At 68.2% G+C, this 26,099-nt stretch carries 20 protein-coding genes; 8 read left to right on the top strand and 12 right to left on the bottom strand.

The window, feature by feature from the left end; all coding sequences use genetic code 11:
- Positions 1-191: 191 nt before the first annotated feature.
- The 6 genes from ACXAGF_RS19180 to ACXAGF_RS19155 all read left to right on the top strand — a co-directional run bounded on the left by ACXAGF_RS19180 (position 192) and on the right by ACXAGF_RS19155 (position 11,989).
- The gene (locus ACXAGF_RS19180; protein ID WP_475018965.1) at positions 192-4,982 is read left to right on the top strand and encodes an NAD-glutamate dehydrogenase; all 4,791 of its coding nucleotides are present in this window, start codon (positions 192-194) and stop codon (positions 4,980-4,982) included.
- A gap of 110 nt (positions 4,983-5,092) precedes the next feature.
- Complete coding sequence (locus tag ACXAGF_RS19175; protein ID WP_475018964.1) at positions 5,093-6,499, top strand: MFS transporter; 1,407 nt, start codon at positions 5,093-5,095, stop codon at positions 6,497-6,499.
- A 221-nt stretch (positions 6,500-6,720) separates the two neighbouring features.
- Positions 6,721-7,329: a TetR/AcrR family transcriptional regulator gene (locus tag ACXAGF_RS19170; protein ID WP_475018963.1), complete on the top strand. Its 609-nt coding sequence runs from the start codon at positions 6,721-6,723 to the stop codon at positions 7,327-7,329.
- 105 nt (positions 7,330-7,434) lie between these two features.
- Positions 7,435-8,526 (top strand): efflux RND transporter periplasmic adaptor subunit, encoded by a 1,092-nt coding sequence (locus tag ACXAGF_RS19165; protein WP_475019348.1) that lies wholly within the window; start codon positions 7,435-7,437, stop codon positions 8,524-8,526.
- A 29-nt stretch (positions 8,527-8,555) separates the two neighbouring features.
- Positions 8,556-11,696: an efflux RND transporter permease subunit gene (locus tag ACXAGF_RS19160; protein WP_475018962.1), complete on the top strand. Its 3,141-nt coding sequence runs from the start codon at positions 8,556-8,558 to the stop codon at positions 11,694-11,696.
- Between the two features lie 128 nt (positions 11,697-11,824).
- A complete protein-coding gene (locus ACXAGF_RS19155) occupies positions 11,825-11,989 on the top strand; it encodes a hypothetical protein (RefSeq protein ID WP_475018961.1) in 165 nt (54 codons plus the stop codon).
- Positions 11,990-12,068: 79 nt separating this feature from the next.
- On the opposite strand, the gene ACXAGF_RS19150 is transcribed toward ACXAGF_RS19155, so the two are convergent.
- The 10 genes from ACXAGF_RS19150 to ACXAGF_RS19105 form a co-directional block, all read right to left on the bottom strand.
- The gene (locus ACXAGF_RS19150) at positions 12,069-12,839 is read right to left on the bottom strand and encodes an enoyl-CoA hydratase (RefSeq protein WP_475018960.1); all 771 of its coding nucleotides are present in this window, start codon (positions 12,837-12,839) and stop codon (positions 12,069-12,071) included.
- A gap of 27 nt (positions 12,840-12,866) precedes the next feature.
- The gene (gene mmsB / locus ACXAGF_RS19145; protein ID WP_475018959.1) at positions 12,867-13,763 is read right to left on the bottom strand and encodes a 3-hydroxyisobutyrate dehydrogenase; all 897 of its coding nucleotides are present in this window, start codon (positions 13,761-13,763) and stop codon (positions 12,867-12,869) included.
- On the bottom strand, positions 13,760-14,878 hold the full coding sequence (locus ACXAGF_RS19140) for an enoyl-CoA hydratase/isomerase family protein (protein WP_475018958.1): 1,119 nt from the start codon (positions 14,876-14,878) through the stop codon (positions 13,760-13,762). Before ACXAGF_RS19140 ends, mmsB begins: the two co-directional genes overlap by 4 nt.
- Positions 14,862-16,253: a dihydrolipoyl dehydrogenase gene (gene lpdA / locus ACXAGF_RS19135; RefSeq protein WP_475018957.1), complete on the bottom strand. Its 1,392-nt coding sequence runs from the start codon at positions 16,251-16,253 to the stop codon at positions 14,862-14,864. Before lpdA ends, ACXAGF_RS19140 begins: the two co-directional genes overlap by 17 nt.
- Positions 16,254-16,257: 4 nt before the next feature.
- Positions 16,258-17,562, bottom strand: a complete 1,305-nt coding sequence (locus ACXAGF_RS19130) for a dihydrolipoamide acetyltransferase family protein (protein WP_475018956.1) — start codon at positions 17,560-17,562, stop codon at positions 16,258-16,260.
- A 3-nt stretch (positions 17,563-17,565) separates the two neighbouring features.
- Complete coding sequence (locus ACXAGF_RS19125; protein ID WP_475018955.1) at positions 17,566-18,579, bottom strand: alpha-ketoacid dehydrogenase subunit beta; 1,014 nt, start codon at positions 18,577-18,579, stop codon at positions 17,566-17,568.
- A 1-nt stretch (position 18,580) separates the two neighbouring features.
- On the bottom strand, positions 18,581-19,816 hold the full coding sequence (locus tag ACXAGF_RS19120) for a thiamine pyrophosphate-dependent enzyme (protein ID WP_475018954.1): 1,236 nt from the start codon (positions 19,814-19,816) through the stop codon (positions 18,581-18,583).
- Positions 19,817-19,884: 68 nt separating this feature from the next.
- The gene (locus ACXAGF_RS19115) at positions 19,885-21,012 is read right to left on the bottom strand and encodes an acyl-CoA dehydrogenase family protein (protein WP_475018953.1); all 1,128 of its coding nucleotides are present in this window, start codon (positions 21,010-21,012) and stop codon (positions 19,885-19,887) included.
- Between the two features lie 25 nt (positions 21,013-21,037).
- Positions 21,038-22,225 (bottom strand): acetyl-CoA C-acyltransferase, encoded by a 1,188-nt coding sequence (locus ACXAGF_RS19110; protein WP_475018952.1) that lies wholly within the window; start codon positions 22,223-22,225, stop codon positions 21,038-21,040.
- 25 nt (positions 22,226-22,250) lie between these two features.
- Positions 22,251-23,018 (bottom strand): 3-hydroxyacyl-CoA dehydrogenase, encoded by a 768-nt coding sequence (locus ACXAGF_RS19105; protein WP_475018951.1) that lies wholly within the window; start codon positions 23,016-23,018, stop codon positions 22,251-22,253.
- A gap of 199 nt (positions 23,019-23,217) precedes the next feature.
- Here ACXAGF_RS19105 and ACXAGF_RS19100 point away from each other — a divergent pair, with 199 nt between their 5' ends.
- Positions 23,218-24,252: an AraC family transcriptional regulator gene (locus ACXAGF_RS19100; RefSeq protein ID WP_475019347.1), complete on the top strand. Its 1,035-nt coding sequence runs from the start codon at positions 23,218-23,220 to the stop codon at positions 24,250-24,252.
- 10 nt (positions 24,253-24,262) lie between these two features.
- On the opposite strand, the gene ACXAGF_RS19095 is transcribed toward ACXAGF_RS19100, so the two are convergent.
- Together ACXAGF_RS19095 and ACXAGF_RS19090 are read right to left on the bottom strand one after the other, a co-directional pair.
- Entirely contained in the window at positions 24,263-24,850 is a 588-nt protein-coding gene (locus ACXAGF_RS19095) for an IMPACT family protein (protein ID WP_475018950.1), read from the bottom strand.
- Positions 24,851-24,853: 3 nt separating this feature from the next.
- A complete protein-coding gene (locus ACXAGF_RS19090; protein ID WP_475018949.1) occupies positions 24,854-25,030 on the bottom strand; it encodes a hypothetical protein in 177 nt (58 codons plus the stop codon).
- 128 nt (positions 25,031-25,158) lie between these two features.
- On the opposite strand from ACXAGF_RS19090, the gene purU reads away from it, so the two are divergent.
- Positions 25,159-26,043 (top strand): formyltetrahydrofolate deformylase, encoded by an 885-nt coding sequence (gene purU, locus ACXAGF_RS19085; protein WP_475018948.1) that lies wholly within the window; start codon positions 25,159-25,161, stop codon positions 26,041-26,043.
- Positions 26,044-26,099 lie beyond the last annotated feature (56 nt).

Below are 26,099 nucleotides of genomic sequence, written 5' to 3'. Positions count from 1 at the left end.
GGAGTTCGCTGGCGTTTTTCGCGGTTTTTTTGCGGAAAGCTCGGCAAAATCGCGCGCGACAGCGTGATTTGTCGCCGGTTTTGGGGAGATTCGGACAAAATCGATTGAAATCGGCCGGACTTTTACAAAACCGTCGCGAAGAAAATTTCTTCTGGTAGGTTCCTGACATCCAGTTCGGGGGAGCATTTTTCATGGCAGGACGCAGCAACACAAAGCGCGACAAGCAGATCGAGGCGGCGACGGCTGCGGCGACGAAGGCGGGGGAGGCGTTCATCGATCCGGCGCTCCTATTCCGCCGGGCCAGCAGCGACGATCTCGACAACTACAGCGCCGAGATGCTGGCGGCGACCGCCGCGCACGCCCAGGCCGAGCTGTTCGCCTGGGACGGATGCGAGCCGCGGGTGACAGTGACGGAAGTGCCGGGCGTCGCGCCCCAGGGCACGCGGGTTTCGGTCCTGTCGGTGACAGACCGCAACCAGCCGTTCCTCTATGATTCCGTCATGGGCGAGGTGACGAGCACCCACCGCGACATCCAGCTCGCGATCCACCCGATCCTAGTGGTCGAGGCCGGCAAGGATCCGAAGCTGTTCTCCCCCGACGTCGAGAGCGATCCGGCCCAGCGCGTCAGCCATATCGAGATCCATCTCGCCGAACTCGGCCCCTCGGAAGCGGCCAACCTGATCGAGCGCATCCGCCAGGTCCTGGTCCAGGTGCACCTTGCGGTCGGCGACTGGAAGCCGATGATGGACACGCTGTCGCAGGCGGTGGCGGAGATGGCGGCGCACGGCCCGTCTCGCCGGCAGGGCGACAAGGACGAGGCGATTGCCTTCCTGGAATGGCTGCGCGACAACAATTTCACCTTCCTCGGAATGCGCGAGTACACCTATAGCGGCAAAGGCGGCAACGCTCTGGTCGAGCGCGGCACCAGCCAGGGCCTCGGCATTCTCTCCGACCCGGATGTGCGCGTATTGCGGCTCGGCAAGGACGCCGTGACGACGACGCCGGAAATCCTGGCCTTCCTCGAGGGCCCGGACTTCCTGATCGTCACCAAGGCAAACGTGCGCTCCGTGGTCCATCGCCGCGCCTATATGGACTATGTCGGGGTGAAGCGCTTCGATGCCGAGGGCAATGTCACCGGCGAGCTGCGGATCGTCGGCCTGTTCACCTCAACCGCCTACACCCATGCCGCTTCCGAGATCCCGTTGCTGCGCTCGAAGGTCGAGACGGTCGTCGACCATTTCGGCTACGATCCGCAGAGCCACTCCGGCAAGATGCTGATCAATACGCTCGAATCCTACCCGCGCGACGACCTGTTCCAGATCGACACCGGGCTGCTCGCCTCTTTCTGCGAGCAGATCAACGAACTGGCCGACCGACCGCGTATCCGCGTGCTGCCGCGCATCGATCATTTCGACCGTTTCGTTTCCGTTATCGTCTACGTCCCCCGCGAGCAGTACGACTCCGAGGTGCGCGAGAAGATTGGCAGCTACCTCAAAGGCGTCTATGACGGCCGCGTCTCGGCCTACTACCCCGCGTTCCCGGAAGGCGGTCTGGCACGGGTGCACTTCATCATCGGCCGCTCCGGCGGCAAGACGCCGCGCATCGCCCAGAAAAAGCTCGAGGGCGCGATCCGCGACATCGCCACCCGCTGGACCGACCGCTTCGAGGCCCTGGCCGGGCCGGACGCGACCAGGCTGATCGCGCCGCAGGGCTACCAACACGCCTTCACCCCGGCCGAGGCGCATGCCGACCTCGCCATGTTCGAAGCCGCCACCGCGGGCGACCCGATCCATATCGCCTTCTATCGCAAGCTGGGCAACACCGACGCGAAGACGGTCGAGCTGAAGATCTTCCACGCCGGCGACGCCGTCTCGCTCTCCAGCCGCGTGCCGCTGCTGGAGAACCTCGGCTTCAACGTGGTAAGCGAGCAGACCCACGATATCACCGTGGTGGCGGAGGACGGCGGCGAGCGCCTCGTCGTGCTGCACGACATGGAACTGCGTCACCACGATGGGCTCGACATCGACCTCGCCGGGCTCGCCGGGGTGTTGAAGGATGCATTCCTGTCGGCCTGGCACGGCCGCACCGACGACGACGCCTTCAACCGGTTGATCATGAGCGCCGGCCTCAACGTGCGTGAAACTATGGCGCTGCGCGCCTATGCCCGCTATCTGCGCCAGACCGGGATCGCCTATTCGCAGGACTATATCGCCGATACGCTGAACAAGTACCCGGCGATTGCCGCCGACCTGTTCCAGCTGTTTTCCGCCCGCTTCGACCCGGCGCTCGGCGAGCGCAAGCGGATCAAGCGCGGCGATGAACTGGCCGCAAGGATCGAGGAGGCGCTCACCGGCGTGCCGAGCCTCGACGAGGACCGGATCCTGCGGCGCTACGTCAACGCGATCGCCTCGACGCTGCGCACCAACTACTTCCGGCGCGACGCCGACGGCCGGCCGCTCGACACGCTCGCCTTCAAGCTCGACCCGCAGGCGCTGGAAGGCCTGCCGGAGCCGCGTCCGTTCCGCGAGATCTTCGTCTACGGCGCCGAGGTGGAAGGCGTGCACCTGCGCTTCGGCCGGGTCGCCCGCGGCGGGCTGCGCTGGTCCGACCGCGCCCAGGACTATCGCACCGAGGTGCTGGGGCTGGTGAAGGCGCAGCAGGTGAAGAACGCGGTGATCGTGCCGGTCGGCGCCAAGGGCGGTTTCTATCCGAAGCGGTTGCCGACGGGCGGCAGTCGCGATGCCGTCTTCAGCGCCGGCAAGGAGGCCTACAAGACCTTCATCCGCACCCTGCTCTCGGTGACCGATAACATCGAGGGACAGGAGGTCGTGCCGCCGCGCGACACCGTGCGGCTCGATGGCGACGACCCCTATTTCGTCGTTGCCGCCGACAAGGGCACGGCAACCTTCTCCGACACCGCCAACGCGCTGGCGCAGGAAGCCGGCTTCTGGCTCGACGACGCGTTTGCCTCGGGCGGATCGGCCGGCTACGACCACAAGAAGATGGGAATCACCGCGCGCGGCGCCTGGGAGACGGTGAGGCGGCACTTCCGCGAGATGGACACGGACATCCAGAAGACGCCGTTCACGGTCGTCGGCGTCGGCGACATGTCGGGAGACGTGTTCGGCAACGGCATGCTGCTGTCGCGCAAGATCCGGCTGGTGGCGGCCTTCGATCACCGCGATATCTTCATCGATCCGGCCCCGGATACCGAGCAGTCCTTCGCCGAGCGCAAGCGCATGTTCGCGCTGGCGCGCTCGAGCTGGCAGGATTACGACCGCGCCGCGCTGTCCAAGGGCGGGATGATCATCGCGCGCAGCGAGAAATCGGTGACGCTGACCAGCGAGGCGATGGCGGCGATCGGCATCGACAAGCCGAAGGCGACGCCGTTCGAGATCATGTCGGCGATCCTCAGGGCGCCGGTCGACCTGCTCTGGTTCGGCGGCATCGGCACCTATGTCCGCGCCGCGAGCGAGACGGATGCGGAGGTCGGCGACCGCGCCAACGACGCCATCCGCGTCACCGCCGAGGAACTGCGGGCGAAGGTGATCGGCGAGGGCGCCAACCTCGGCGTCACCCAGCGCGGCCGCATCGCCTTCGGCCTGAAGGGCGGCCGCTGCAACTCCGATGCGATCGACAACTCGGCCGGCGTCAACTCTTCCGACGTCGAGGTCAACATCAAGATCGCGCTGGCCTCGGCCATGCGCGATGAGCGGCTGACCCGCGAGAAGCGCAACAAGCTGCTCGCCTCGATGACCGACGAGGTCGCCCACCTCGTGCTGCGCAACAACTACCTACAGTCGCTGGCTATCTCGCTGTGCGAACGCCAGGGGCAGGCCAATCGCGCCGGACTGTCGCGGCTGATGACGCGGCTGGAGGCGGGCGGGCAGCTGAACTGCAAGGTCGAGATGCTGCCGAACGAGCAGGTGATGGATGAGCGCTATCGCGCCGGCAAGCCGTTGACGCGGGCCGAGATCGGCGTGCTGCTGTCCTATGCCAAGCTGGTGCTGTTCGACGAGATCCTCCAGAGCGAACTGCCGGATGACCCCTATTTCGAGCCGACCCTGGTCGGTTACTTCCCGGCGAAGATGCAGCGCGCCTATGCCGGCGACATCAGGTCGCACCGGCTGCGCCGCGAGATCATCGCGACGATCCTGGCCAACGGCGTGATCAACCGGGGCGGGCCGTCCTTCGTCAGCCAGCTGACCGACGGCACCGGCTATGCCAGCGCCGACGTGGTCAAGGCGGCGATGCTGGCTTTCGAGGGCTACGAGCTGTTCCCGCTCTATGCCGCCGCCGACGGGCTCGACAACCTGGTCAGCGGCGCGGCGCAGAACGAGGTCTACGAGGATCTTGGCCGGGTGTTCTCCAACGCCACGGCGCTGTTGCTGGCGACCGGAGCGATCAATGCGCCGATGGACGCGGCGGTGCACAAGCTGAAGCAGGCGCTGAAGCAGCTGCGGCCGCATCTCGCCGACCTGCTGCCGGAAACGGCCCGCGAGGAGCTGCGCCGCAAGTCGCTGTACTTCGAGGACAAGGGCGTCCCCGAGAGCCTGGCGCGCGAGATCACCGATCTTCTGGCAATGAGCTTCGTGCCGGAGATCATGCTGATTGCGATCGAGACCGGCGACAACCTCGTGCGCACCGCGCAGACCTTTGCCGGCGTCAGCGAGACGCTGAACATCGGCGGGCTGCTGGCCGCGGCCGGGCGCGTTCCGGCAACCGATCTCTACGAGTCGCTGGCGCTGGCGCGCAACCTGACGGACATCGCCAACGCGCGGCGCGAACTGACCAAGGCGGTGCTGGCCAGGCACAAGGGCGACAAGCAGCCGGTGTTCGCCTGGCGGCAGGCCGACTCCGAACGGCTCGGCATGGTCACCGGCCGCCTGAGCGCGCTGACCGAGGCGGGCGAGGCGACGCTCGCCAAGATCTCGGTCGCCGCCGGCGTGCTCAGCGATCTTGCGCACGGCCGGACAAGGTGACACAGTCGCCCGGCCGGACACGCGAACAGATAGCCGGCTAAGCTTAGCCGGCCCCATGTGCGGTGCGCCGGGTCGGCCGCGGCGGACAGGCCGCGGCGGTCGGAGGGAAAATGACGGATAGGCCGAAAGCTGCCGCCGGACGCCGGGCCGGCCGGCTCGGGATCTGGGGCTGGATGCTGTTCGACTGGGCGGCCCAGCCCTTTTTCACGGTGATCACCACCTTCATCTTCGGCCCCTACCTGGTCTCGCGCCTCGCCGTCGATCCGGTTTCCGGGCAGGCCGCCTGGAGCTACACGCTGACGATCTCCGGCGTTGTCATCGCGCTGCTGTCGCCGGTGCTCGGGGCCATCGCGGATGCGTCGGGGCGGCGCAAGCCGTGGATCGGCGTGTTTGCCATCATCCAGGTCGTGTCGCTGTGGATGCTCTGGCACGCGGCCCCGGGAACGGGCCTGCTGATGCCGCTGGCGATGATGGTTCTGGCGACGGTGGCCGCCGAATTCTCGATCGTCTTCAACGATTCAATGATGCCGAACCTCGTGTCACCGCAGGAGGCTGGGCGGATCTCCAATCTCGCCTGGGGGCTGGGCTACCTCGGCGGGATGGTCGTGCTGGTCGCGATCGTGCTGTTCCTCGCCGCCAATCCCGAGACCGGACTGACCGCGCTCGGCATCGCGCCGCTGTTCGGGCTGGACCCGGCCTTGGGCGAGGACGCGCGGATCACCGGGCCGGTCTCGGCCATCTGGTACGCCGTGTTCATCCTGCCGATGTTCCTGTTCACGCCGGACCTCGGCCGGGGGCAGCCGATCGCGCGGGCGGTCCGCTCAGGGCTCGCCTCGATCGGGGACACGCTCGGCGAGTTGAGGGTGCGGCGCGGCATCCTGCGCTTCCTCGTGGCGCGAATGATCTATCAGGACGGGGTCAACGGGCTGCTGGCGCTCGGCGGCACCTTCGCTGCCGGCATGTTCGCCTGGCAGACGATGGAACTCGGCGTCTACGGCATCATCCTCAACGTCGTCGCGATCGGCGGCTGCCTCTGGGCCAGCCGGCTCGACGGTCGCTTCGGCTCGAAGGCCGTCGTCCTCGCCAGCCTCGGCTGCCTGACGGTTGCGACCCTCGGCATTGTCTCCACCGCGCCGGGGCATACGCTGTTCGGGCTGCTGCCGCTGTCGACCGCCGATTCGGGCGGCCTGTTCGGCACCGCGGCGGAGAAGGCCTACATCGCCTTCGGCCTGCTGGTGGGGATCGCCTTCGGTCCGGTACAGGCCTCGGCCCGCTCCTACCTGGCGCGCAGCGTGGCGACCGACGAGGCCGGCCGCTACTTCGGACTCTACGCGCTGACCGGCCGGGCGACCTCCTTCGCGGCCCCGCTGTCCGTCGGCCTCGTCACCACCGCCACCGGATCGGCCGCGCTGGGGATGGGCGCACTCGTCGTGTTCCTGCTCGTCGGCCTAGTGCTGTTGCTGCCTACGCCCTATCCGGCGGACATGCCGCGGCTCCGCGCGGCAGGGGGCGCCTGAGCCTGGCGCAGCGGCCCTTCCGCAGCGTCGATGCGGCCGTCCGGCATGGCCGCCCTGTCGACCGATACGCGCCTTCCGGCGGCATCGATGCGACCTGCTTCACCGCCACGTGCCGCCGATGGACAATGCTGCAACCGTGCCATGCCGGCTTGACGAAAACGCCTTGACGTATTACGACTGACGAAAATGAAAAACCGTCAGTCGTAATACGGAGTGATCGAATGCCGGAACTGATCGATGCCGCCACCGATCCTGCGAGGCAGGAAAGCGTCACCCGCATCCTTGATGCGGCGGAGCGGCTGTTCCGGCACTACGGCTACGCCAAGACCAACGTCGCCGACATCGCCCGCGAACTCGGCATGTCGCCGGCCAACATCTACCGCTTCTTCGCCTCGAAGACCGAAATCCACCAGGCGATCTGCGGGCGCATGCTGGCGGCCAGCTACCAGCAGGCCAGGGATGTCGCGCGGCTGCCGCTGAGCGCGGAGGAACGGCTGCGTCGCTACGCCGAGGGCCAACACAAGATGACGGTCGAGGCCATGCTCGACGAGGAGAAGGTGCACGAGATGGTCATCGTCGCGATCGAGCGCGACTGGCACGTGATCGAGAAGCACATCGACCGCATGCACGACGTTGTCGCCGACATCATCCGCGACGGCATCGCCGTGGGCGAATTTGCCGAACAGGATGCCGTCATTGCCGCCCGCTGCTTCGGCGCGGCGACCGTCATCCTCTGCCACCCGCAGATGGTGGCGCAGTGTCTCGCGAAGGACAACCGCGCGACACCGTCCGAACTGATCGACTTCGCGATCAGGGCGTTGAAGCGATGAGCGTCCGGACCCGTGCCGCGGCCGGCTGAACACAACCAGGAGCGAACAATGTCTGCGCAGTTGAAGAGGTCCGGCAGGACCTTCCGGTCCCTTGCGGGCCTTGCAATGCTGGCGACCGTCGGCCTCGCCCTGTCCGGATGTTCGCAAGAGCAGGCCGAGACGACGGACGTCGTCCGCCCGGTCAAGGTCGTGGAAATCGTCCGGGCCGAGGAGACCCGCAAGCTGGACTACTCCGGCTCGGTCAAGGCGCGCACCGAAATGAACCTCGGCTTCCGCGTCGCCGGCAAGATCACCGAGCGGCTCGTCAACGTCGGCGACCGCGTTCGGCCGGGCGATGTTCTCGCCCGCATCGACCCCACCGACTACCAACTCGCGGTGAAGGCGGCGGAGGCCAATCTGGCCGCCGCCGAAAAGCAGGTCGAGACGGCCGCACTCGCCAGGACGCGCGCCGAGCGGCTGTTCGCCAAGAACGTCACCTCGCAGTCCCGGCTCGAGGAGGCGACGCTTGCCCATGACCAGTCGGTCTCGGCCCGGGACGCCGCCCGCTCCGCGCTGGACCAGGCGCGCAACCAGGTCGCCTATGGCGACCTCAAGTCCGATCAGGACGGCATCGTCACGGCGGTCAACGCCGACATCGGCCAGGTGATCGGAGCCGGTGCTCCGGTGTTGTCGGTGGCCGTGGCCGGCGAAAAGGAAGCCGAGATCGCGGTGCCGGAAATGGACATCGCCAAGTTCCGGCCGGGCAAGGCGGTCAAGGCGCGGTTCTGGTCCGACGACGGTCTGGTGCTGGATGGCCGCGTGCGCGAGGTCGCCGGCAGCGCCGATCGCCTGTCCAGGACCTTCACCGTGCGCGTCAGCCTGCCGAACGACCCGCGCGTGCTGCTCGGCATGACCGCGACGATCGAAACCGCCGACGGTAGCGCGCCCGCGGCCGTGTCGGTTCCCTTGAGCGCGCTGTCCGAGCGGGACGGCCGGAAGGTGGTCTGGCTGGTCGCACGCGACACCTCGACCGTGCATGCGCGCGACATCGCCGTCGGCGGCTTCGGCGCCGACGCCGTCACCGTCACGGACGGGTTGCAGCCCGGCGACCTCGTCGTCGCCGCCGGCACCCAGTTCATGCAGGAGAACCTGAAGGTGAAGCTGCCGGCGGACGAGGAATTGTCCGCCTTGGCGGAAACCGACCAACTCGTTCGCTGACCGCGACATCGACAGAACGGAACGACGCCATGAGTGCCGCGAACTCCGACCGCAAGCCGTTCAACCTCTCGCGCTGGGCGATCGCCCACCCGAGCATCGCCAGGTTCCTGTTCGGCCTGATCATCATCACCGGCGTGCTCGGACTGATGCGGATGGGCCAGAAGGAGGACCCCGACTTCACCTTCCGCGTGATGGTGGTGCAGGCCGTCTGGCCGGGCGCGTCGATCGAGGAGATGCAGGACCAGGTGGTCAACAAGATCGAGCGCAAGCTGCAGGAGACGCCGCATCTCGACTGGGTCAAGTCCTACACGCGAGCCGGCAGCGCCATCATCACCCTGCAGGTCCAGGGCGATACCGACGCCGGCGACGTCGCCGACGCCTTCTATCAGGTGCGCAAGAAGGTCGGCGACATCGCCGACGAACTGCCGGACGGCGTGCTTGGCCCCTATTTCAACGACGAGTTCGGCGACACCTTCATCACCCTGCACTCGCTCAGCGGCGAGGGCTACAGCTATCCCGAGCTGAAGCGGTTCGCGATCGCCGCCCGCGACATGCTTCTGACCACGCCCGGCGTCGAAAAGGCCGTCATCATCGGCGACCAGCCGGAGAAGGTCTATGTCGACGTCTCCTCCAAGGCGCTGGCCGAGCGCGGCCTGAGCATCCTCGATCTGCAGAGCGCCATCAAGGGCCAGAACAATGTCGATCCGGCGGGAACCGTCGATACCGGCACGCGTTCGGTGCGCATCTCGGTCGAGGGCGGCGTCGACCGGCTGGCCGATATCCGCGAGCTGCGCCTGCGCGCCGGCGGCCAGGTCATCAGACTCGGCGACATCGCCACGGTCAGCGCCGGCCTCGAGGATCCCTACCAGCGCAAGTACCGCTTCAACGGCCAGGAGAGCGTCCAGGTCGGCGTGGTGATGGCCAAGGGTTTCAACGTGACCGACGTCGGCAAGGCCGTAGCGGAAACCTATGCGCGGTTCCAGAGCGCGCTACCCTATGGCGTCGCCGTCGACCAGATCGCCGACCAGCCTGCGGTCGTCACCGAGGCGATCGGCGAGTTCATGAAGGCGCTGGGCGAGGCCCTCGTCATCGTGCTGGTGGTGTCGTTCCTGTCGATCGGCTGGCGCTCCGGCCTGGTGATCGCCATCGCCATCCCGCTGGTGCTCGCCGCGACCTTCGCCATCATGTACGAACTCGGCATCGACCTGCAGCGGATCTCGCTCGGCGCGCTGATCATCGCCCTCGGCCTGCTCGTCGACGATGCCATGATCGTGGTCGAGATGATGGAGCGCAAGCTCGAGGAGGGGCTGGAGAAGGTCGAGGCGGCGAGCTTCGCCTATTCCTCGACCGCCTTCCCGATGCTGACCGGCACGCTGATCACCACCGCCGGCTTCATCCCCGTCGGCTTCGCGGAATCGACGGCCGGCGAGTATGTCCGCTCGCTGTTCTTCGTGGTCGGCATCGCGCTGGTGGTCTCCTGGTTCGTCGCCGTCTACTTCACCCCGTGGCTCGGCCACATGATCCTGAAACAACGGGTGCATGCGGGCGCGCACCACGACGTGTTCGATACCCGCTTCTACCGCCGGCTGCGCGGCGCGGTCGGCTGGGCCGTGCGCCACCGCGCCGCCGTGCTGCTGCTGACGCTCGCCACCTTCGCCGGCAGCCTCTGGGCGTTCCAGTTCATCCCGAAAAACTTCTTCCCGCAGTCCTCGCGCCCGGAAATCCTGGTCGACCTGTGGCTGCCCGAGGGTACCAGCATCAATGAAGTCGAGCGCCAGGCCAAGGCGCTGGAGGCGCGGATGATGGACGATCCGGACAAGCGCTTCATCGCCACCTATATCGGCGAGGGCGCGCCACGCTTCTTCCTGCCGCTCGACCAGCAGCTGCGCAACCCGAACTTCGCCCAGCTGCTCGTCATGGCCAAGGACGAACCGGCGCGCGAGCGGCTGATCGACAGGCTCAGGACCATCCTGGCCGAGGACTTCCCCTCGGTCCGCGCCAAGGTCGACCGGCTGTTCCTCGGCCCGCCGACCGGCTGGCCGGTGCAGCTGCGGGTGGTGGGGCCCGATCGCGCGGAGGTGCGGCGCATCGCCGACGCGGTGAAGGCGAGGTTTGCGGAAAACCCGCTGCTTGGCGCCGTCCATGACGACTGGCTGGAGCCGGTGCCGGCGATGAAGCTGGTCATCGACCAGGATCGCGCCCGCGCGCTCGGCGTCACCTCGCAGCGGATTCGCCAGATGCTGCAGGCGGCCATGTCCGGCGTGCCGCTCGACGATTTCCGCGACGGCGAGGAGACCGTGGCGATCGTCGCCCGCGAGCCGGAGGGCACCCGCCACCTGCTGTCGGCCGTCAATTCGATCTACCTGCCGACCGATTTCGGCGGCTTCGTGCCGGTATCGCAGGTCGCCAAGGTCGTGCCGGTGCTGGAGCAGGGGATCGAATGGCGTCGCGACCGGTTGCCGACGATTACCGTGCGCGCCACCCTGCCCGACGGCGTGCAGTCCAACGACGTCACGCTGAAGATGTCCGAGGCGGTGCAGAGCCTGCGCGACGGACTTGCCCCGGGCTACAAGATCGAGATCCAGGGCGGGGCCGAAGACAGCGCCACAAGCCAGGCCTCGATCGCCGCCAAGGCACCGGTGATGCTGCTCGTCATCGTCGTGCTGCTGATGATCCAGCTGCAGCACTTCGGCAAAGCGATGCTGGTGCTCGCCACCGGTCCGCTCGGGATCATCGGCGCGGCGGCGGCGCTTCTGATCAGCGGCGCGCCGTTCGGCTTCGTCGCCATCCTCGGCGTCATCGCCCTGCTCGGCATCATCATCCGCAACTCGATCATCCTCATCGACCAGATCGACCAGGACATCGCCGCCGGCATGGAGCGCACCGAGGCGATCGTGGGCGCGGCCGTGCGCCGCTTCCGGCCGATCGTACTGACCGCCCTGACGGCGGTGCTGGCGCTGATCCCGATCTCGCAGGGCGTGTTCTGGGGTCCGCTGGCCTATGCGATGATGGGCGGGATCCTCGTCGCCACCGTCCTGACGATCCTCGTGCTTCCGGCCGCCTATGCGCTGTTCTTCGGCCGCGGGAAGCCGGCCGAGGTTGCGTCCGGGGCCACGGCGGACGGCGACCGGGAGGCCTATCCCGGTCCGTTGGCGATCGCCGCCGAATAGCCTGACGCGCTCCCGGAGGCGTGACGCCGGGCGGCGGATCGCGCCGCCCGAACCGCACCGGCAAGGCCAGCGCAAGCCACGCGCCCTACCACGTCCCGATCAGCGATTTGCATTGCGGGGACGAAGACATGATGTCGATGGATGGTCGCCATGAGGGCGAGGTGAGCAACGAGGTCATTGCCATGCTGCTGGATGGCGGCGGTGGCGAGGCCCTGACCGATCTGCTGGTCAAGGCGCTGCAGGAGGCCTTCGGCTTTCTCGCCGACGACCTGCCGATCGATACCCGCCACTGACGACCGGCACCGCGGAACGAGCCATGCCGGGTCGGGGCCGCCGCGATGGCGGCGATGCGGGCGCCTCTGAGCCGCCGTGCTATTGGCCGCGGAAGACCGGCGGGCGCTTCTCGACAAAGGCGGCCATGCCTTCCTTCTGGTCGGCGGTGGCGAAGAGCGAGTGGAACAGGCGACGCTCGAACAGGATGCCCTCGCGCACGCCGACCTCCTGCGCGCGCTCCACCGCCTCACGCGCGGCCGTCGTCGCAGCCTTCCCATAGCCGGCGATCGTTTCGGCGGCCTTGAGCGTCTCTGCCATCAGCTGGTCGGCGGGGAAGACGCGCGCGACGAGACCGCTGCGCTCGGCCTCGGCCGCGTCCATCATCCGGCCGGTCAGGATCAGGTCCATCGCCTTGGCCTTGCCGACCAGCCTGGTCAGCCGCTGCGAACCCCCCATGCCGGGAATGACGCCCAGCTTGATCTCGGGCTGGCCGAACATCGCCGTATCGGCGGCGTAGATGATGTCGCACATCATCGCCATCTCGCAGCCGCCGCCGAGCGCATAGCCGGACACGGCGGCGATCTTCGGCGTGCGCAGCGCGGCAAAGCGATCCCAGCCGGCGAAGAAGTCGTCATTGTACATCTCCGCAAACGAGCGGTCGGCCATCTCCTTGATGTCGGCGCCGGCGGCGAAGGCCTTCTCCGAGCCGCGGATGACGAAGCAGCCGACACCCGGATCGCGGTCGAGCGGCGCCAGCTCGCGGCCCATCGCAAGCATGATCTCCGAGTTCAGCGCATTGCGCGCCGCCGGCCGGTTCAGCGTGACGATGACGACGCGGTCCTGACGTTCGACAATGATCGGCTTTTCCAATGGAACTCTCCCTGATTGCTGCTGCGGTTATTCGACGCCCGCGTCCGACTTATCGCGCAACATGTTGATGATGCCAGAGAAATCCTTCTCGCCGAAGCCTTCGTCGGCGAACATCTGGTAGAGGCGGGTCGCCTCCGCACCGAGCGGGGTGGTGGCGCCGGCCTCATCCGCCGCCGCCTGCGACAACTTCAGGTCCTTCAGCATCAGCGCGCCGGCGAAGCCGGGCTCGTAGCCGCGATTGGCCGGCGAGGCGGGAACCGGTCCGGGCACCGGGCAATAGGTCGTCAGCGACCAGCACTGGCCGGAAGAGACCGAGGCGACGTCGAACAACGCCTCGTGCGTCAGCCCCAGCCGCTCGCCGAGTACGAACGCCTCGCCGACGGCGATCATGCTGATGCCGAGGATCATGTTGTTGCAGATCTTGGCCGCCTGGCCGGCGGCGGCGCCGCCGCAATGGATGACCTTCTTGCCCATTGCCTCGAACAGCGGCCGTGCTTCTGCAAAATCCGATGCCTCGCCGCCGACCATGAAGGTCAGGGTGCCGGCCGCCGCCCCGCCGGTGCCGCCGGAAACGGGCGCGTCGAGCGCCGGGCAGCCATGTTGCCGGGCCAGCGCGTGCGCCTTGCGGGCACTGTCGATGTCGATCGTCGAGCAGTCGATCAGGCGCGTGCCGGACGGCACGGCGTCCACCAGGTCCCGCCAGACCGCCTGCACGTGCTGGCCGGCCGGCAGCATGGTGACAACGGTGCCCGCGCCTGCAACCGCCTCGGCGAGCGAGGTGCAGGCGACGACGCCGGCGTCCCTTGCGGCTTGCATCGATGATTCGGAGAGGTCGAAGCCCTGGACGCGGTGGCCGGCCTTGACCAGGTTGGCCGCCATCGGGCCGCCCATGTGGCCGAGGCCAACGAAAGCGATCGAGGTCATCTGCGTTCTCCTTTCCTGCCGGTGTCGGCAAAGAGGGGTTCGGCCGCCGGTGCGAAGAAGGGTTCGAGTTCGGCGGCGCCGATGTCGGCGAGGTGCGCCGGGCGCCATTGCGGATTGCGGTCCTTGTCGATAACGGCGGCCCGCACGCCCTCGTAGAAGTCGTGGCTGCGCAGCACGCCGGCCGTGGCGGCGAACTCCCGCTCCAGGCAGGCCTCGAGCGAGCGGCTGCTGCGCCCGAGCCGCAGCAGCCGCAGCGTGACCTTCAGGCTGAGCGGCGACTTGCTGCCCAGGATCGCGAGGGTCTTATCCGCAAATGGCGTGCCTTCACGCGAAAGCGCCTCGATAATCGCTTCGACCGTGTCGTAGGCAAAGAGGCGGTCGATGGCGTCGCGATGCGCAGCGACGCCCGCCGGCGGCGGAGCGCCGGCAAGGGCCGTGACAGCCGCCGTGACGTCACCGCCGGTGGCGGTGGCCGGCAGGGCGGAAAGCGCCGCGACGAGCGCCGGCAGGCGATCCGAGGGAACGCAGGCGTCGGCCAGGCCGAAGGCGATCGCGTCGCCGGCGGAAAGCTGCTCGCCGGTCAGGGCAGCATAGGTGCCGAGTTCGCCGTGCTGCCGGGTCAGGAACCACGAAGCGCCGATGTCGGGGAAGAAACCGATGCCGGTTTCCGGCATGGCGAGCCGGGTGCGCTCGGTGACGATGCGGTGGCTGCCATAGACCGAAACGCCGACCCCGCCGCCCATGACGATGCCGTCCATGAAGGCGACAAAGGGCTTTGCAGGTCGACCGAGCCGCGCATTCAGGCGATACTCCTCGCGCCAGAACGTCGTCGGCTCGTCCGAGCCGGCCCTGCCGCCCTCGTAGATCATGCGGATGTCGCCGCCGGCGCAAAGCCCGCGGTCGCCCTCGCCAGTGACGAGCACCGCGGCGACCTGCGGATCGGCCTCGAACGCATCCAGCGCAGCCTCGATGTCGCGTACCATGGTCAGCGTCAGGCTGTTCAGCGCCTTCGGCCGGTTGAGCCGGATCCGGCCAAGCGCGCCGCTGCGCCCGGCCAGCACCTGCGGCTCGGGCGCGGTGTCCTGCGGCGATGCGGGTTCAGATGTGGAGGGCATGGCCAAGCGCCTTCAATGCGGCCTCCTGCAGGCCTTCGCTGCGGGTCGGATGGGCATGGATGGTGCCGGCGATGTCTTCCAGCCGCGCGCCCATCTCCAGCGCCAGCGAGAAGGCGCTGGACAGCTCCGAGACGCCGGCGCCGACCGCCTGCAGGCCGAGCACCAGATTGGTGTCCGCCCGCGCCACGGCACGCACGAAGCCGTCCTCAGACTGGGTGGTCATGGCGCGGCCGTTGGCGGTGAAGGGAAACAGCCCGACGCGCACCTCGTAGCCCTGCGCGCGCGCCTCGTCGGGCGACAGTCCGGCCGTGACGATTTCCGGATCGGTGAAGCAGACGGCTGGGATCGAGCGCTTGTCCCAGGCGCGCGGGCGCCCGGCGACGATTTCCGCCACCATCTCGCCCTGCGCCATGGCGCGGTGGGCCAGCATCGGCTCGCCGGTCACGTCGCCGATCGCATAGACGCCGCGCATGGAGGTGCGGCAACGCTCGTCGATGCGGATGAAGCGCCCGGTGCGGTCGAGGTCGAGCTCCTCGAGGCCCCATCCTTCCATCCGCGGCCGGCGGCCGACTGTGACGAGCACCTTGTCCGCGGCCAGGCGCTTTTCTTCGCCGGACGCGGTTTCGACCGTCAGCGCGTCGCTGGCGTAGCCCTTGGCCTTGGCGCCCGTGAGCACGCGCACGCCAAGATCGTTCAGTCTCTTGGCGACCGGCTTGACCAGTTCGGCATCGTATTGCGAAAGAATCTGCGGCATCGCCTCGACCACAGTTACCTCGGCGCCCATCTTGGCAAAGGCGGTGCCGAGCTCGAGGCCGATATAGCCGCCGCCGACGACGACCAGCATCCGGGGAACGCTCGCCAGCGACAGCGCCTCGGTCGAGGAAATGATCGGCCCGCCGAAGGGCAGGGCGGGCAGCTCCACCGGCTCGGAGCCGGTGGCAATGACCACGGTTTCGGCCCGGATCACCTGGGCGCCGGTTTCCGTCTCGACCTCGACGGTCTTGCCGTCACGGAAACGCGCCGAACCGTGCACGATCTTGACCTTGGCCTTGCGCAACAGCCCGAGCACGCCGCTGTTGAGGCGGCCGACGATGCCGTCCTTCCAGCGCACTGTCTGGGCGAGGTCGAGCTTCGGCGCCTCGACGGTGATGCCGAGGGCGGGCGACGCGCCGCTCATGTGGCGGACCTTGTCGAACTCGTCGGCGGCGTGGATCAGCGCCTTGGAAGGCACGCAGCCGATGTTGAGGCAGGTGCCGCCGGCCTTGCCGGCCTCGACGATAACGGTATCGACGCCGAGCTGGCCGGCGCGGATGGCGCAGACATAGCCAGCCGGACCGGCGCCGATGACGAGGAGCTTGCAGACGATCTCTTTCATGTCATCAGCCTTCGATGAAGATCAGCGCGGGGGTCTCGAGCAGGGTCTTGATCCGCTGCACGAAGACGGCGGCATCCCAACCGTCGACGACGCGGTGGTCGAAACTCGAGGACAGGTTCATGATCTTGCGCGGCACGAATTGGGTCCCGTCCCAGACCGGCCGCGTCATGATCTTGTTGACGCCGATGATCGCCACTTCCGGGTGGTTGATGATCGGCGTCGTGACGATGCCGCCGAGCGCCCCGAGCGAGGTGATGGTGATGGTCGAGCCGGACAGTTCCTCGCGCGCGGCGGTGCCGTTGCGGGCGGCCTCCGCCAGCCGGTTGAGCTCGGCGGCGCTGTCCCAGATCGACCGCGCCTCGGCGTGGCGGACGACCGGGACGGTCAGCCCGGAGGGCGTCTGGGTGGCGATGCCGATATGGACGGCGCCGTGGCGGGTAATGATGCCGGCGTCGTCGTCGAAGGTGACGTTGATGCCTGGCTGCTCGCCGAGTGTCCTGACCATCGCCCGCATCAAAAACGGCAGCACCGTCAGCTTCGGCTGGTCGGGCTTGCGCCCGGCGTTCATGGTCGCGCGCAGCTCCTCGAGATCGGTGACGTCGACCTCCTCGACATAGGTGATGTGCGGGATGCGGGAGGCGGCGATCCGCATCTTCTCGGCGATGCGGCGACGCAGGCCGGTGACCTTGATCTCCTCGGTCGCCGTCTTGCGGGCAAGGCCGGCCGGTGCGATGGCCGGCTGGGCGCCGCGGGCGACGAACTGGTCAAGATCCTCGTGGGTGATCCGCCCGGCAGGACCGGTGCCCTGGACCTGGCGCAGGTCGACGCCGGCCTCCTGGGCGCGTAGCCGCACCGCCGGCGAGGCGAGCGGCTTTTCCGCCGGCTCGCGCATCGCGGTGCGCTGCGCCGGCTTGGGCTGCTCCGGCTTGCGCTGCTCGGCCACGGCCGGTGCCACGGCGGGCGGCGGCGCTGCCGGCCTTGCTGCGGCCGGCGGCTCGGATGGCGGTTCGACCGGGTGTTTCTCCGCGACCGCGGGCGGCGGCGCCTCGATCGTCGCCTCGCCCGCGCCGTCGACCTGGATACGCAGCAGCGGGGCCTTGACGGCGATGGTGTCGCCGACATCGGCGCCGAGCCAGAGCACGGTGCCGTCGACGGGAGAGGGGATCTCCACGGTCGCCTTGTCGGTCATCACCGCGGCGAGCACCATGTCCTCGCGCACCGGGTCGCCCGGCTTGACGTGCCATTCCACCAGTTCCGCCTCGGCGACGCCTTCGCCCACGTCTGGCATCTTGATGACGAGTTCGCCCATTGCTCAGGCCTCCATCACTTCTTGCAGGGCCCGGCCGACGCGGGCGGGTCCGGGGAAATAGTCCCATTCCTGCGCATGCGGGTAGGGCGTGTCCCAGCCGGTCACGCGCACCACGGGCGCCTCGAGATTGAAGAAACAATGCTCCTGCACCAGCGCCACCACCTCGCCGCCGAAGCCGGAGGTCAGCGTCGCCTCGTGCACGACGACGCAGCGGCCGGTCTTCTTGACCGACTGGACGATGGTGTCGAGGTCGAGCGGCAGCAGGCTGCGCAGGTCGATCACCTCGGCGTCGATCCCGGTCTCCTCGGCAGCGGCGAGCGCCACGTGTACCATGGTACCATAGGCGATCACGGTCACGGCCGCGCCGGGCCGGCGAATTTCGGCCTTGCCGATCGGGATCGTGTAGTGGCCGTCCGGCACCTCGCCGAGCTCGTGCTTAGACCAGGGGGTGACGGGGCGTTCGTGGTGACCGTCGAACGGGCCGTTGTAGAGCCGCTTCGGCTCCAGGAACATCACCGGGTCGGGATCCTCGATCGCGGCGATCAGAAGACCCTTGGCGTCGTAGGGATTGGACGGGACGATCACCTTCAGGCCGCAGACGTGGGTGAACAGCGCCTCGGGGCTCTGGCTGTGGGTCTGGCCGCCGAAGATGCCGCCGCCGGTCGGCATGCGCACGACGATCGGGCAGGTGAAATCGCCATTGGAGCGGTAGCGGATGCGGGCCGCCTCCTGGGTGATCTGGTCATAGGCCGGATACATGTAGTCGGCGAACTGGATCTCCACGCAGGGCTTCAGGCCGTAGGCCGCCATGCCGATGGCGGTGCCGAGGATGCCCGATTCGTTGATCGGGGTGTCGAAGCACCGGGTCTTGCCGTACTTGGCCTGCAGGCCCTGGGTGGCGCGGAAGACGCCGCCGAAATAGCCGACGTCCTCGCCGAACACGACGACGTCGTCGTCGCGTCCCATGGCCACGTCCATCGCGCTGCGCACGGCTTCGATCATTGTCATTCTTGCCATGTCAGTACCCTGCCTTCTGCCGCTGGCGGCGGATGTGGGCGGGCATTTCCGCATAGACGCCCTCGAAAATGTCACGCACCGAGGGCCGGCCGCCGGCGTGCAGCGTGCCGTGGCTCTCGGCCTCCTTCTGGGCCTGGATCACCTCGTCGAGGATCTCGGCCTCGGCCTGGGCGTGGCGCTCCTCCGACCATACGCCGCGCACGATCAGATGCTTCTTCAGCCGCAGCACCGGGTCGCCGAGCGGCCAGGCCTCGGATTCCGCCTTGGGCCGGTAGGCGCTGGGGTCGTCCGAGGTCGAGTGGGCGCCGACGCGATAGGTGACGTATTCGACCAGGGTCGGGCCGAGATTGCGACGTGCCCGTTCGGCCGCCCATTTGGCTACCGCGAAGACGGCGAGATAGTCGTTGCCGTCGACGCGCAGCGCCGGGATGCCGAAACCGAGTCCGCGCGCGGCGAAGGTGCCGGAGCCGCCGCGGGCAATCCCCTGGAAGGTGGAGATGGCCCACTGGTTGTTGACGATGTTGAGGATCACCGGCGCCTTGTAGGTGGAGGCGAAGACGAGCGCGGAATGGAAATCGGACTCGGCGGTCGAACCGTCGCCGATCCAGGCGGCGGCGATCCTGGTGTCGTTCTTCAGCGCCGAGGCCATCGCCCAGCCGACCGCCTGCACATATTGCGTGGCGAGGTTGCCGGAGATGGTGAAGAAGCCGTGCTCCTTCGACGAGTACATGATCGGCAGCTGCCGGCCGCGCAGAGGATCCGCCTCGTTCGAGTAGATTTGGTTCATCATCTCGACCATCGGGTAGTCGTCGGCGATCAGCAGCCCAGCCTGCCGATAGGTCGGGAAGTTCATGTCGCCGTTGTTCAGCGCCTTGCGGAAGGCGCAGCTGACGGCCTCCTCGCCGAGATGCTGCATGTAGAACGAGGTCTTGCCCTGCCGCTGTGCCATCAGCATGCGCGCGTCGAAGGCGCGCAGCTTCATCATGTCGCGCAGGCCGGTCAGCAGTTCCTCGTCCGACAGCAGCCCGCCCCAGGGGCCGACCGCCTCGCCGTCGCGGTTGAGCACGCGGATGATCGAGTAGGCGAGATCGCGGATCTCCTCCGGCGCCACGTCCACCGGCGGGCGCGGCACCGACCCCGCCTTGGCGATGTTGACGGTGGAAAAGTCCGGCAGGTCGCCGGGCCGGACGGCGGGCTCCGGCACATGCAGGCTCAGATGATGCGGGACATCGGTCATGCCGTGTCGTTCCTCCCTTGCTGGCCGCCCCTCCTGCTCCTCGGGGAAGGGCCGGCCCGGCTACTATCCTATAAATTGCGGGCGATGACGATGCGCTGCACGTCGCTGGTGCCCTCGTAGATCTGGCAGATGCGGACGTCGCGGTAGATCCGCTCGACCGGGTAGTCGGCCATATAGCCGTAGCCGCCATGGATCTGGATCGCGTCGGAACAGACCTTCTCGGCCATTTCGGAGGCGAACAGCTTCGCCATCGAGGCTTCGGTCAGGCAGGGCTGGCCCTGCTCCTTCAGTTCGGCCGCATGCAGCACCATCTGGCGGGCGACCTCGATCTGCGTCGCCATGTCGGCGAGCCGGAAGGCGACGGCCTGGTGCTCGATGATCGGCGTGCCGAAGGCGGAGCGCTCGCGGGCGTAGTCGCGGGCGGCCTCGAAGGCCGCGCGGGCCATACCGACCGACTGGGCGGCGATGCCGATGCGTCCGCCCTCAAGGTTCGACAAGGCGATCCGGTAGCCCTCGCCCTCCGCGCCGAGCCGAAGATCGGCGGGTATGCGCATGTCGGAAAAGGCGATCTGGCAGGTGTCCGACGAATGAAGCCCGAGCTTGTGCTCGACGCGCACGACCTCGTAGCCGGGGGTGTCGGTCGGGACGATGAAGGCGGAGATGCCCTTCTTGCCGGCGTCGGGGTCGGTGACGGCGAAGACGATGATGACGTTGCCGTTCTTGCCGGAGGTGATGAACTGCTTGGCGCCGTCGATGACGTAGTGGTCACCGTCGCGGCGGGCGCGGGTCTTGAGGTTCGAGGCGTCGGAGCCGGCCTGCGGCTCGGTGAGCGCAAACCCGCCGATCCATTCGCCGGTCGCGAGCTTCGGCAGGAAGCGCTGCTTTTGCTCCTCGGTGCCGTATTTCAGGATCGGCACGCAGCCGACGGAGCTGTGCACGCTCATGATGGTCGAGCAGGGGCCGTCGCCGGCGGCGATCTCCTCGAGCGCGACGGCATAGGCAACTGTGCCGGTCTCCGAGCCGCCATGGGCCTCCGGCACGAGCATGCCGAGGAAGCCGAGTTCCCCCATCTCCTGCAGTTCGGCGCGCGGGAAAAGGCTCTTGGCGTCGCGCTCCGCCGCACCCGGCGCCAGCCGTTCACGGGCGAAGTCGCGGGCGACATCGCGAATCTGGGTCTGCGATTCCGTCAGGATCATCGTTCGGCCTCCTTCCCGAAGCCCGTCAGTGCAACTCTACAGCGAGCGCGGTGGCTTCGCCGCCGCCGATGCAAAGGCTCGCCATGCCGCGCTTCATTCCGTAGCGCTCCAGCGCCGACAGCAGCGTCACCAGCACGCGGGCGCCGGAGGCGCCGATCGGATGGCCGAGCGCACAGGCGCCGCCATGGACATTGACCTTGTCGTGCGGCAGGTCGAGGTCGCGCATCGCCGCCATGGCGACGACGGCGAAGGCCTCGTTGATCTCGAACAGGTCGACCTCCTTGAGGTTCCAGCCGGTGCGCTCGCCCAGCTTGCGCAGCGCACCGATTGGCGCGGTGGCAAACAGATTGGGGGCCTGCGAATGGGTGGCGTGGCCGACGATGGTCGCGAGCGGATCGATGCCTTCGCGCTCGGCCTGCGACCGCCGCATCAGCACGAGCGCCGCCGCCCCGTCCGAGATCGAGGAGGAATTGGCGGCCGTCACGGTGCCGTTCTCGCGGAACGCCGGCTTCAGGGTCGGGATCTTGTCGAGCTTGGCCTTGCCGGGCTGTTCGTCGAGGCTGACCACGGCCTCGGCCCTGGCGCTACGGACCGTGACCGGGGCGATTTCCGCGGTAAAGGCGCCCGAGGCGATCGCCTTCTGTGCGCGCGTCAGCGAGGTGACCGCGTAGTCGTCCTGGGCCGGCCGGGTGAACTGGTAGGCCTCGGCGCAATCCTCGGCGAAGGTGCCCATCAGCCGCCCTCTATCATAGGCGTCCTCCAGCCCGTCGAGGAACATGTGGTCGATCGTCCGGCCGTGGCCGAGACGATAGCCACCACGGGCGCGGTCGAGCAGGTAGGGCGCGTTGGTCATGCTCTCCATGCCGCCGGCGACGGCGATGCCGGCGCTGCCGGCGGCGATCAGGTCATGGGCGAGCATCACCGCCTTCATGCCGGATCCGCACATCTTGTTCACGGTGGTGGCACCGGTGGAAAAGGGCAGGTCGGCGCCGATCGCCGCCTGCCGCGCCGGGGCCTGGCCCTGGCCGGCCGGCAGCACGCAGCCGAACACGACCTCGTCGACGAGGTCCGCGCGGACGCCGCTGCGGTCGAGCGCGGCGCGGATGGCGGCGGCGCCGAGCTGCGGCGCGGCAGCCTCCTTCAGGTCGCCCTGGAAGCCCCCTATCGGGGTGCGGGCCGAGCCGACGATGACGATCGGGTCCTGCTGCGTCATATCCATTCTCCCGAAATGATGGTTGTCAGCGTGCCGCCATGCGCAAGGCGCCGTCGAGGCGGATGGTCTCGCCGTTCAGCATGACGTTTTCGCAGATGTGGCGCACCAGTGCCGCGTATTCGGCCGGCTTGCCGAGGCGCGAGGGGAAGGGCACGCTCTTGCCGAGCGAATCCTGCACCTCCTGCGGCATGCCGGCCATCATCGGCGTCTCGAAGATGCCGGGCGCGATGGTGGCGACGCGGATGCCGTGGCGGGCGAGTTCGCGCGCGAGCGGCAGCGTCATCGCGGCGACGCCGCCCTTGGAGGCGGCATAGGCGGCCTGGCCGATCTGGCCGTCGAAGGCGGCGACCGAGGCGGTGTTGACGATCACCCCGCGCTCGCCGTCGGCGCCGGGCTCCTCCCTGGCGATCGCCACGGCCGCAAGCCGGGTCATGTTGAAGGTGCCGACCAGATTGATGCCGACCGTGCGGGCGAAGGTGTCGAGCCGGTGCGGCCCGTCGCGTCCGAGCACCTTCTCGCCAGGCGCGACGCCGGCGCAGTTGACCAGCCCGTGCAGGTGGCCGAAGCGCTCGAGCGCGGTGTCGACGGCGGCCTGGCCGTCCTTCTCCTGGGTGACGTCGGTGCGCATGAAGACGGCGCGGTCGCCGAGCTCGGCGACCATGGCCGCGCCCGCCTCGGCATTGACGTCGGCGATGGTGACGTTGCCGCCTTCGCCGACCAGCATACGTGCGACCGCGGCGCCGAGACCCGACCCGCCGCCGGTGACAAGAAAGCTCCGCTCCCGGATCAGCATCAGAACCCTCCCCCCGCGCACCCGCGCTCCGCCGGGTGAAGTCGATGCGTCATGCCGTCCTCCCGGTGCCGCCATCCCTTCGGCGGAACCGATCCGTCCCGCCCGTCTTGCCGGAGTCTATGCCGATGCGATATTGCAAGCGATGACCGAAGCGGCTCGATTTTTCGGCCAGTTTTACCATATCGCGCGAGGCATGACGATGACGGAAACCGGGCGGCGAATGATATCGCCCTCCTTTGTCGAGGAAGCCCTGGACTGCCTGCGGCGGCACGGCCGGCCGGTCGAGCCGGTGCTCGCGGCGGTGGGGCTGCCCGCCGTCATCGACGCGGCGATTTCGGCCGAGAGCTACGGCGCGCTGTGGCTGGCGATCGCCCGCGAGGTGGACGACGAATTCTTCGGCATGGGCGGGCGTCCGATGCGGAGGGGCAGCTTCACGCTGCTCTGTCACTGCGTGTTGCACGCCCGGACGCTGGATCAGGCGCTTCGCCGCGCACTCCGGTTTCTCGACGTGGTGCTGGAGGACCCCAGCGGCCGGCTGGAGATCGCCGACGGGCTGGTGCAGATCGTGCTGTCGGACCGCGGCGCGGCGCGGTCCGCCTTTGCCTATCGCATGTACTGGATCCTATTGCACGGCATCACCTGCTGGCTGGTCGGCCGCCGTATTCCGATCCGCAGCGTCGACTTCCGCTGCGCCGAGCCGGCCCAGGGCGCCGATTACCGCCTGTTCTTCGGGGCGCCGGTGCGCTTTTCCCAGCCGGTGAGCCGGCTCGCTTTCGACGCGGCCGTGCTGAAGCTGCCGGTCGCGCGCGGCGAGCAGGCGCTGAAGCAGTTCCTGCGCGGCGCCCCGGCCAACATCCTCGTGCGCTACCGCTACGACGCCGGGCTGGCGGCCAGCGTCCGCACGCGGCTGCGGCAGGGGCCTCCGCCGTCCTGGTGCGGTTTCGAGGAGCTGGCGACGCAGATGCGCATGTCGCCCTCGACCCTGCGCCACCGGTTGCAAGCCGAGGGCCAGAGCTATGCCGCGATCAAGGACGAGATCCGCCGCGACCTCGCCATCGAGATGCTGCAGACGAGCGACCTCGGGGTCGGCGAGATCGCGGTGCGGCTCGGCTTTTCCGAGCCGAGCGCCTTCCACCGCGCCTTTCGCAAGTGGACGGCCAAGAGTCCGGCGGCGTTCCGGCGCGAGACGGCGACGGCGGCGCAAGGCGCCAGCCGGCGACCGGCAAGGCGCTGAGGGCGCCGCGTCAGCTCGGAAACGCGATCGTCGCGCGCCCTGCGGTCAGGTCGACGACCATCCGGCCGATTGCCTCGGCCTCGGCCTCCGGAACGGCGACGACGAGTTCGGCCCCGGTCGGAAGGAAGGTCTCCTCCTCGATGCGGACGCCGTCGAGGGCCGCGAGCCGCGCCTTGACCAGCGCCAGGTCGGCGAACACGCAGGTCATGCGCACGGGAAGGCGGGCGACCAGTTCCACCCGCTCCATCGCCCGCAGGCACGCGGCCGCGGTGCCGCCATAGGCGCGGATCAGTCCGCCGCTGCCGAGCAGGACGCCGCCGAACCAGCGGGTGACGACAACCGCGACCCCGTCCAGCGCCTGGCCGTCGATCGCCTGCAGGATCGGCTTGCCGCCGGTGCCGCCCGGTTCGCCGTCGTCGCTGAAGCGGTAGATCTGGCCGAGACGCCAAGCGTAGCAGTTGTGGCTGGCGCCGGCCACGGCCTGCTCGGCGACAAAGTCCCTGGCGGCCTGCTCGCTGGCGACCGGGCCGGCGGCGGCGCGGAAGCGGCTCTTCTTGATGTCCTGTTCGAAGGTGCCGATGGAGTGCAGGGTGAACATGGCTCAATGATTGGTGGCGGCGCTGGGCCGGTCGCGACGGGAGTTGACGGCGCGGGGGCGCCGCCAGCCCCCGGTTTGTCGCAGAAGATCGCCGTTGCCGCCAGCCCTTGCCTTTTTCCTGTCATTGGATGTCGCGAACGAATGCGCCCATTTGCGCCGCTCGGCATAGCTTTCGCTCATTCGCGGTGGCTTGCAACGGCGGCGGACGGATGGGATATCCACCCTCCGCCAACGCGCGGGCCCCCGGTGCCGGACCGGGCGAGGGCCACGGCCGTTGCACAACACAATCGACAGCGAGAGTGGAACCGATGAAGAGCTATGTACTGACCGTCACCTGCAAGTCGACCCGCGGCATCGTCGCGGCGATCACCGGCTACCTCGCCGACAAGGAATGCAACATCATCGACAGCTCGCAGTTCGACGACCTGGAGACCGGCCTGTTCTTCATGCGCCTGACCTTCAACAGCGAGGGCGGCGTCAAGGAACAGGAGCTGAAGGACGATTTCGCCGCCGTGGCGAAACCCTTCGACATGGCCTTTGAGTTCCACGGCAGCGAGGCGCGCATGAAGGTGCTGCTGATGGTCTCGCGTTTCGGCCACTGCCTCAACGACCTGCTCTACCGCTGGAAGATCGGCGCGCTGCCGATCGACATCGTCGGCGTCGTCTCCAACCACTTCGACTACCAGAAGGTGATCGTCAACCACGACATCCCCTTCCACCACATCAAGGTGACGAAGGAGAACAAGCCGCAGGCCGAGGCGCGGCTGATGGAGATCGTCGAGCAGTCCGAGGCCGACCTGATCGTCCTCGCCCGCTACATGCAGGTGCTGTCCGACGCGGTCTGCAAGAAGATGTCGGGCCGGATCATCAATATCCACCACTCGTTCCTGCCCTCGTTCAAGGGCGCCAACCCCTACAAGCAGGCCTACGAGCGCGGCGTGAAGCTGATCGGCGCCACCGCCCACTACGTCACCGAGGACCTCGACGAGGGCCCGATCATCGAGCAGGACGTCGCTCGCATCACCCACAATCAGAGCGCGGAGGACTATGTCTCGATCGGCCGCGACGTCGAAAGCCAGGTGCTGGCGCGCGCCGTGCACGCGCACATCCACCACCGTGTGTTCATGAACGGCAACAAGACAATCGTCTTCCCGGCCAGCCCCGGCTCCTACAAGTCCGAGCGGATGGGCTGAGCCCCACAAGACTTCTCCCAAGAAAAAAGGGCCGGCGGAAAGTCCGCCGGCCCCCT

The organism is Mycoplana sp. ABR4_002 (genome assembly GCF_056159645.1).
This window is presented reverse-complemented; position numbering and strand designations above follow the sequence as displayed.